The following is an 8573-nucleotide window of genomic DNA, read 5'->3' as shown; positions in this document are numbered from 1 at the left end:
TACGTACAACGCAGCTTTAATATTATATTACACCGAAGTATCAATTGATTCAAGAAAGCAGTTTTTAATAAAAATGTCAAATCATCTTCTTGGCGATACTGGTTTTATTAACCGTTAGGTATAGGGAAATAGCCGCTTTATTCGCTAACTCGTATGCAAAAAACATTTTTTAAGATAATTTCTTCCCTAAAATCACTAAATCCCTTTTCACGCCATCCAATGTGGCTACTTCCGGCAAATGTGCCCACTTTTCAAAGCCGAATTTCTCGAACAAGCGCAGACTTGGTTCATTATGGCCGAAAATAAACCCCAGCAATGTTTCCACTTGGCAGCGTGGTGCAGTTTCAATGACTTTCTGCAGTACCGTTTTGCCAAGTCCATGCCCCCTAAAGCTTTCATCCAGATAGATGCTCACTTCTGCGGTTGCATTATAGGCAGGTCTTCCATAAAAGTTTTGCAAACTCACCCAGCCGCAAATCTTGTCTTCTGTCTCCACAACCCATAGCGGTCTTTTAGTTGGATTATGTTCATAAAACCAGTTTAAACGATCCTCTACTGTAACAGGCTCCGTGTCAGCGGTCACCATTCTTCCGGAAATCGTGGAATTGTAGATCTCTACGATTTTCGGCAAATCTTCCAGTGTTGCATCCCGAAAAGTTATCTCTAGTGCCATAAAAAAACCTCAATCTTTAATTTTAGACTTATGTTAATTCTATTTATAGATATTTACAAGAGAAAATTACAGGAGTCCATCAACGTACTGTTTGACAAACACTACCTTCTCATTCTCTTGAATATCCCGAAATAAAGGAGGATAAATCCAATTACCTCCAGCAAAACAAAACTGTACAGCATAACTGTAAATCCTACAAATCCATCTCCCTCCTCCATGCCGAAAAGAATTCCGGCAATCCATGAAAGGAGCGGCGCAATCAACAGAATGGCAGCAATCCCCCAGATGGTGAACTTCTTTTTTCTTTCTTTATTCTTGCTTAAATATGCAGCCAATCCAATGGCTGCAACTAAAATAACGATGGCAATGGGCAAAGTATTGTCTCTCCTACTCTTGCTGTTTTGTAATAAATATGGCGCGCTTTTGGCATGATTATATCAGAAAATCGCTACGCCGACTTGTATAATCGTCCGGTGTTGAAAGGCATTTAGAATTCTGTCAATAGGATTTTTCAGAAAGTTGTTGAAATTCCATTTGAACTATGTATAAAATAGGAATTAAAGTTCATATCAAGAAGAATGTAGGGGAGCTGGTATAGCCAGCTGAGACTGTATCCGTCTAGATACTAACCCTTTGAACCTGATTTGGTTAATACCAGCGTAGGGAACATTGACTTCAAATGGATACCTTTCATTTTGAAAATAATGTTATTGCGTCTGGGATTATAATCCTGGGCGTTTTTTATTTCTTCTGTTGTATGAATGAATTCAATAAAACTGGAGGATTCAGGATGAAAAAAATTGTACCACTCGTGATGATGGCTATTCTAGCACTTGCAGGCTGCCAATCAAACGAAACGCAACCAGCTGGCAACACTGCTACGGAAAACGGCAAACAACAATTGGAGAAAGTTACTGTTGTATTGGATTGGACGCCCAATACAAATCATACGGGACTATATGTAGCCCAAGAAAATGGTTATTTTGAAGAACAAGGTTTGGATGTGGAAATCATTCAACCAGGTGACGCAGGAGCTGATCAGCTGGTTGCATCAGGCAATGCCGAATTTGTCGTCAGTTACCAGGAAGGAATCACGCTTGCCCGTACACAAAATGTCCCTATTGTCTCAATTGCGGCCGTGATTCAACACAACACTTCCGGGTTTGCTTCCCCGGTGGACAAAAACATAAATTCCCCAAAAGATTTTGAAGGAAAAGTCTATGGCGGCTGGGGTTCCCCTATTGAAGAAGCCGTTTTGGAAACGTTGATGAATACCGAGAACGCGGATGTTGAAAAGCTGGATATCGTCAATGCAGGAAATGCAGACTTTTTCACAATGGCAAACCAAGGAATTGACTTTGCGTGGATCTACTACGGCTGGACAGGTATCGAGGCCAGTCTGCGCGGAGAAGAAATCAATATGGTGTACTTAACGGATTACAGCGAAAAACTGGATTACTACACACCAGTATTGGCAACCAATGAAAAAATGATCAGCGAACATCCCGAAACGGTAAAAGCCTTTGTGGCGGCAGCTTCGAAGGGCTACCAATTTGCCATTGAACATCCTGAAGACGCAGCGAAAATCCTGTCAAAAGCAGCGCCTGAACTGGATGCCGAACTCGTTTTGGAAAGCCAGAAATGGTTGGCGGACAAATATCAGGATGATGCGCCAAGATGGGGAGAACAGAAATTGGAAGTATGGAAAAATTATGCTGATTGGATGTCTGAAAACGGTGTGCTGGAAGGCGAATTCAATCCGGAAACCGCTTTTACAAATCAATTTTTACCGAAAGAAGGAGAATAAAAAATGGCGAACTCATTAATCAGTGTACAAATCATCCCGAAAACGAACCGACCGGAAGATGTCATTCCTTTTGTGGATGCGGCCATCGCCGTCATTGACGCAGCCGGGGTGAAATACGAGGTTCATCCTCTTGAAACTACGATGGAAGGTGAACTTTCCGAACTGCTATCCATTATTGAAAAAATGAACGAAAAAATGATTGAGCTGGGCAGTCCAAATGTCATTACACAAGTGAAGATTCTATACAATCCAAGCGGCGTGACAATGGAAAAATTGACGGAGAAATACCGCTAATGCCAAAAATCAGCTTTCGTGGAGGAAGCGCCATCGCTTTCCTCCTCTTTTTATTTGTCTTATGGGAACTCCTTGTTCGACTGACCAAAACCCCCATGTGGCTATTGCCCGCTCCAAGTGCAATACTCACAGAGGCAGCAGCGGGCTTTGGCGACTTTTACGGCCACTTGCTTTCTACCATCTTTCTGGCGTTGCTTGGGTTGGTTGTGGGGTGTGGCATCGGCCTGCTGACGGCCATCTTTCTTTATCGACTACCCAAGGTAAATGAAATGCTTTATCCGCTTGTGATTTTATCGCAAAATATCCCGACTATCGTTTTGGCTCCCCTGCTCATCATCTGGTTTGGATTTGGTCTGTTGCCGAAACTCATTGTCATTAGTCTCGTTTGTTTTTTTCCGATTGTGGTAGCGAGCATGGACGGCTTTCGGCAGACGGCTCCGGAGTTGAAGCATTATCTGAACATGGCAGGTGCTACTGATAAACAAATCTTTTGGAAGCTTGAATTTCCGCATGCCCTGCCCTCCATTTTTTCCGGTTTGAAAATTTCAGCAACCTACAGTGTGATGGGTGCCGTTATTTCGGAATGGCTCGGAGCGAAACAAGGAATTGGCGTTTATATGACCTTGGCGCAATCATCCTTCAGGGTTGACCGCGTATTTGTGGCCATTTTCTTCATTATGCTATTAAGCGTCCTACTGTTTGGTGTTATTCGAATGATTGAGAAGTTGGCAGTTAAAGGCAGAAAGGCGGGAAATCGATGAGCTTGGCGATCCATCAATTACATAAATCATTCGGCGAACGCCCCGTTTTGGAAGATATAAATTTACAAGTGGAAAATGGTGAATTCGTTGCCATACTTGGCCCATCCGGCAGCGGCAAAAGTACCTTGTTCCAACTCATCGGCGGGCTGGTTTTGCCGGAGAGTGGAACGATTGAATTGAACGGAGAAGCAGTTAATGGAAAGAAGGGATTGATTGGCTATATGCCGCAAACTCCTTCCCTATTTCCTTGGCGTACTGTGCTTGAAAATGTGGTTCTTGCAGCAGAATTAAAAGAAAAACCTGATTATCAGGAAGCGCGAAGATTATTGCAAAAAGCGGGGCTGGCCGATTATGAAAATGCCTACCCGAATGAATTGTCCGGCGGGATGAAACAACGTGTTTCCTTCATCCGCGCTTTATTGAGCAACCAAGACGTGCTTTGCTTGGATGAGCCTTTTTCTGCTTTAGATGAATTTACGAAATTAACCATGCAAAAATGGCTTCTTTCCATTTGGGAAGCGAACCGAAAATCAATCTTGTTCATTACGCATAGCATTGACGAAGCATTATTTTTGGCTGATCGAGTTTACATTTTTTCAAAAAGACCCGCGCACATAAAAGCAGAAATAAAAGTCCCCTTCTCCCGGCCAAGAGATGAAAATTTACTGGAAACAACGGAATTCTTCCAGTTAAAGCAGCAGATTTTCAAATACTTGAAGGAGGAAATCTCGGAATGATGATTGATGCACATATTCACCTTGATCATTATGAAGAACATGAACAACTTTTGTTGCTGGAGCAGGCAGAAGCGTTAATTGCAGTTTCCTCTGATTTGGCAAGCTGCATGAAAATTCACGACCTAGCCTCGGTCCATCCTGCCGTGAAGCCTGCTTATGGCTTTCATCCAGAGCAAAGTATTCCTTCTTCTAGCGAACTGGAAACGCTATTCTCCTGGATGGAAGTGCATGCAGGCGAGATGGCAGCTGTGGGTGAAGTGGGGCTACCCTATTATAAAAACCTCGAAAGCCCTTTAAACTACCAACCGTATATCGAACTGCTCGAACGATTTATGGATTTCGCTGCAAAATGGGCAAAACCGATCGTTTTGCATGCCGTATATGAAGATGCTTCTATCGCGTGTGACTTGCTGGAAAAGCATGGGGTGGCAAAAGCACATTTTCATTGGTTTAAAGGAGATGAAATGGTCGTGAAGCGCATGATCCGCAACGGCTATTTTATTTCCGTCACGCCGGATTGTGTATACGAGAAGGAAATCCAGCAGCTCATTCGCATCTATCCCCTCCAGCAAATGATGGTCGAAACCGATGGACCTTGGCCATTTGAAGGACCTTTTAGAAGTAAACGAACCGAACCCTGGATGATGAAGCATTCCATCGAGAAAATTGCAGAAATTAAGAAGCTTTCTATTGAAGAAACGATGCGCATTTTATATAACAATACAAAGAAGTTTTATGAAATATAACGAAAAGGAGATGAAAGACAATATAGTCCTTCATCCCTTTTTTACGTATCAAACAATTCGCCTTTTAGTGCTTTTATATGGCGTTCGGCTGATTTTTGCACGGACTGGTTTGCTTTTTCCTCTACGCCCTTCAAAAAAGCATCGTAGATTTTTTCGAATCGAATTTCTTTCACCTGATCAGCAATCCGCTGTACGGTTTCTGCCGGCAACGGCAAAAAATTCGGGTAGCTGTACATAAAAGAAACCCAATCTTGATCGTCCGCTACTTGAAAACTATCGCCGACCAATAATACCCCATTTCCATGGTCGCCATTTTTCCATTCCAGGACAGTCGCCCCCTTGAAGTGTCCGCCTACGCGATGCAAGATGAGTCCCTGATGAAGCTCGAGGGTTTCCCCTGACCAAAAGACAATTCTTTCGCTCGGTCTTGTAACCCACTCTCGATCATCTTCATGAATATAAATGGGCGCGTCAAACACTTCCGCCCATTCCACTTGGGTAGAATAGTAATGGGGATGGGACAGCGCAATCGCATCGATCCCCCCCAACTCATTGATCAGCGTAATGGTCGTTTCATCAAGATATGTAATACAATCCCATAACATATTGAAATTTTCTTCCTGCAGGAAATAGGCAGCTTGTCCGATCGCAAAAGTTGGACTCGTTTTAATGCTATAGAGCCCTTCTTCTTCTAAAGTAAACTGATTATGATACTGGCCCAAAGAAGTGAGTTCTTCCATCGTTGTCCATTTTTGGCCATTTTCGCTGATGTATTGCCGATCATCTTCGCAAATCTTGCAATGCTGGGGTTCTTCCTTTGACTTGTCATACTGAACGCCGCACGTTTCGCAAATATAGTAGTTCACAACTTCTTCTCCCTTCCGTAAACCGGTTGGCAAATAGATTGATTTATTAATACCCTTACAGCAACTCACTTAAACAAGGGCGTTATTCTTCCGACCCTTTATTCTTATCTTTCTCTGTCATTTTTTTATTGATGTTCCGATAAATTTGCGTATACATTGTTCCCTGAACCACATGATCCAAAAAGAAATCGCCCACTAATTTTAAATATTCATCGTCATCGTACATTTTCTTGTTTTGCATTTCCATTTCAGCTAAATCCTCATAGGTCGCCAATAGCGCATAACGATAATCCTGACCGGAAATCGGGATGAACACTTCCACCGTATGGCTGTATTCTTCATTGCGGTATTTTTTGATTTCCTGTAAATTTTCGATTGCCTCTTTAAACTTTTCTTGTTTGATTTCGAACGTTTGGTAAACAAAGATGGACATATGCATTCTTCTCCTTAAAAGTTTCAGTGTTGAGGTTGTCCTATAAGGGCCAAAAGATGAATAAGATGTACAAACCATTTTCCATTATTAAAGGAGTTACAAAATGAGCGCTTTTTTTGGGTACGTATTTCTGGGGATTTCACTGGCCGCACCAATTGGTCCCGTCAATGCGGCACAATTAACAAAAGGGTTATTCGGCGGCTTTTGGCATGCCTGGCTGGTTGGATTGGGCGCCATGCTGGCAGATGCCATCTTTATGCTGATTGTCTATTTAGGAGTATTCCAGTTTCTCGAAACAGATTTTATGCAAACATTGCTATGGTCGTTTGGCGGCTTTGTCCTTATTTACACCGGTGTAGATAGCATTTTGAGTGCAGGCAAAAAAATTGCCATGAAGAACATGGAATCCTACTCTCACAAAAAATCATTTTTGAATGGTTTTTTATTATCGATTTCGAACCCTTTATCGATGTTGTTCTGGCTGGGCATTTTCGGATCTGTCCTTGCAAAAACCGTTTCTACCTACGATTTGAATCATATTATTCTGTATAGCGGGGCCATTTTCGTCGGGTTATTTATATGGGATATTACGATGGCCGGCATAGCAAGCAGTTTCAGAAAAATACTAACATCTAAACTGCTTGCCGGGATTTCCATCGTATCCGGGCTTTCCCTCATTGGCTTTGGTGTTTATTTTGGTGTCCAAGCCGTAAAACTATTATTTTTCTAGGCTAGATCCCTCGAGGCATTTCGTTTTTCTTCTTTTTACCGGGCTTTCGTTTTCGGATAAATAAAATAACGATGAGAATGATTGCAATGAACAGGATGCTCACAAAAAAGCCGATTCGATTATTTTGATCCAGCACCGTGCCGCTTATCGCCAATAAGATGAGAATCATCGCAAAATATCGTTTAACGTGATCAAACCGTGTTGCTTTCATCAGTTTGGGATAGGAAATCAAAATAACAAACCAATTGTAAATAAGCATTAATCCGGCGGCTGTTGTAACATATTCATACACCCGGTCCGGCACCAACCTTGAGATAATTATCGAAAGCACCAAGACAGCAATGGTCAAGACCAAAGCAAAAGGAGGTACTTTCAGTTTGCTTTTTTTGGCAAAAAGTTTTGGTGCATCGCCCTCCTGCGCCATGTTGACAAGGATGCTGGTAACCGCAAATAATGATGCGGCCATCGTTGAAAACCCCGCAATAATGATACCCGCATTGAATACATAGGGGAAAAAGGCCAGTTTATAATTAGCCAAAGCCAGGGTAAAAGGACTTTCTTGCGCATTAAACTTGTCATGCGCAACAAACCCTGACGCCAAAATGATTGAGATTATATAGATGATAATCAGCAAAATCAACATGACAGTAGTCGATTTGACTACTTCTTTTTTTTCCTGGAGCCTCGTGGAGAGAATTCCCATGATTTCAATGCCGCCAAAAGCATAAAAACCAAAAATCAAGGATGACCACAAGCCAATCAGGCCGTTTGCAAACAATTCATCTGCCGTATTGGGAACGTTAAAATCGTTAATGCTGCCGCCAAAAAAGCCAAAAAGCACCAAGATAGCAAGGATGATAAACATAAAAATAGCCGCTATTTTCATGATAGCGAAAATGTTTTCAGCGCGTTCAAATCCCTTATTTCCAATGAGAATCACAAGGATTCCCAACGCGGCATAGATGGAAGCCAGAATCCATAGCGGTACGTTTGGGAACCAGAAGCGGGTTAGAATGGAAAGCGCCGTTAGCTGGCTGCCGGAAATCAGCATTTCCGAAAACCAATAGACCCAGCCGCTGCCAAATCCTGCCCAACGCCCATATGCTTTTTTTGCATAAGAACGGAAAGATCCCTTTTGCGGGTCCTGTACAAACATCTTTCCTAATGCTTCCGATACAATCATTGCCGCCAGACCAGCGAGGATAAAGGAAATAACAATGGAGGGCCCTGTTTTTGATATGCCGATTCCCGAACCCAAGAAATAGCCTGTTCCAATCGTACAGCCCACACCAATCAGGGAAAGTTGCCACCATTTCAGCTTCCCCTGGCTCTTTTTCTCACCTTTGCTGCCGACACGTGCCGGGATTTCCATAATAAAACGCCCTCCCTTGAACCTTTTACTATTATGGGCGTCCAATAGAAGTTTATTCATTTTGTTCACTAGCTGGATTTTTTGGCAAATAAAAAAAGCACCCTAATAGAGTGCTTGAAAAGTCATATGTAGCAAGCCGCCTTGCCGTAATATT

At 42.5% G+C, this 8573-nt stretch carries 11 protein-coding genes and 1 riboswitch; of the genes, 6 read left to right on the top strand and 5 right to left on the bottom strand.

The window, feature by feature from the left end; genetic code table 11:
* Positions 1-169 precede the first annotated feature (169 nt).
* Complete coding sequence (locus D1B33_RS18040) at positions 170-673, bottom strand: GNAT family N-acetyltransferase (RefSeq protein WP_118877802.1); 504 nt, start codon at positions 671-673, stop codon at positions 170-172.
* A gap of 101 nt (positions 674-774) precedes the next feature.
* Entirely contained in the window at positions 775-1047 is a 273-nt protein-coding gene (locus tag D1B33_RS18035; protein ID WP_118877801.1) for a hypothetical protein, read from the bottom strand.
* A 198-nt stretch (positions 1048-1245) separates the two neighbouring features.
* Positions 1246-1356, top strand: a riboswitch (TPP riboswitch).
* A 107-nt stretch (positions 1357-1463) separates the two neighbouring features.
* Here D1B33_RS18035 and D1B33_RS18030 point away from each other — a divergent pair.
* Genes D1B33_RS18030 through D1B33_RS18010 form a run of 5 tightly spaced genes read left to right on the top strand, consistent with a single transcriptional unit; the run spans position 1464 to position 5018 of the window.
* Positions 1464-2480 (top strand): ABC transporter substrate-binding protein, encoded by a 1017-nt coding sequence (locus tag D1B33_RS18030; RefSeq protein WP_118877800.1) that lies wholly within the window; start codon positions 1464-1466, stop codon positions 2478-2480.
* Positions 2481-2483: 3 nt separating this feature from the next.
* Entirely contained in the window at positions 2484-2774 is a 291-nt protein-coding gene (locus D1B33_RS18025) for a thiamine-binding protein (protein WP_118877799.1), read from the top strand.
* Complete coding sequence (locus D1B33_RS18020) at positions 2774-3535, top strand: ABC transporter permease (RefSeq protein WP_118877798.1); 762 nt, start codon at positions 2774-2776, stop codon at positions 3533-3535. Before D1B33_RS18025 ends, D1B33_RS18020 begins: the two co-directional genes overlap by 1 nt.
* Positions 3532-4272 (top strand): ABC transporter ATP-binding protein, encoded by a 741-nt coding sequence (locus D1B33_RS18015; protein WP_118877797.1) that lies wholly within the window; start codon positions 3532-3534, stop codon positions 4270-4272. The genes D1B33_RS18020 and D1B33_RS18015 overlap by 4 nt, the downstream gene beginning before the upstream one ends.
* Entirely contained in the window at positions 4269-5018 is a 750-nt protein-coding gene (locus tag D1B33_RS18010; RefSeq protein WP_118877796.1) for a TatD family hydrolase, read from the top strand. Before D1B33_RS18015 ends, D1B33_RS18010 begins: the two co-directional genes overlap by 4 nt.
* A gap of 41 nt (positions 5019-5059) precedes the next feature.
* On the opposite strand, the gene D1B33_RS18005 is transcribed toward D1B33_RS18010, so the two are convergent.
* Entirely contained in the window at positions 5060-5884 is an 825-nt protein-coding gene (locus D1B33_RS18005; RefSeq protein ID WP_118877795.1) for an MBL fold metallo-hydrolase, read from the bottom strand.
* Positions 5885-5966: 82 nt separating this feature from the next.
* Complete coding sequence (locus tag D1B33_RS18000) at positions 5967-6317, bottom strand: NIPSNAP family protein (RefSeq protein ID WP_118877794.1); 351 nt, start codon at positions 6315-6317, stop codon at positions 5967-5969.
* A gap of 103 nt (positions 6318-6420) precedes the next feature.
* Between D1B33_RS18000 and D1B33_RS17995 the strand changes: the two genes are divergently transcribed.
* Positions 6421-7047, top strand: coding sequence for a LysE family transporter (locus D1B33_RS17995; protein ID WP_118877793.1), 627 nt, complete (start codon positions 6421-6423; stop codon positions 7045-7047).
* A 1-nt stretch (position 7048) separates the two neighbouring features.
* On the opposite strand, the gene D1B33_RS17990 is transcribed toward D1B33_RS17995, so the two are convergent.
* Complete coding sequence (locus D1B33_RS17990; protein ID WP_118877792.1) at positions 7049-8419, bottom strand: amino acid permease; 1371 nt, start codon at positions 8417-8419, stop codon at positions 7049-7051.
* Between the last annotated feature and the right edge of the window lie 154 nt (positions 8420-8573).

It is taken from the genome of Ureibacillus yapensis (assembly GCF_003515775.1).
Lineage (GTDB): Bacteria > Bacillota > Bacilli > Bacillales_A > Planococcaceae > Ureibacillus > Ureibacillus yapensis.
Note: the sequence above shows the minus strand (reverse complement) of the source record. Positions and strands in the feature narration are given on the sequence as shown.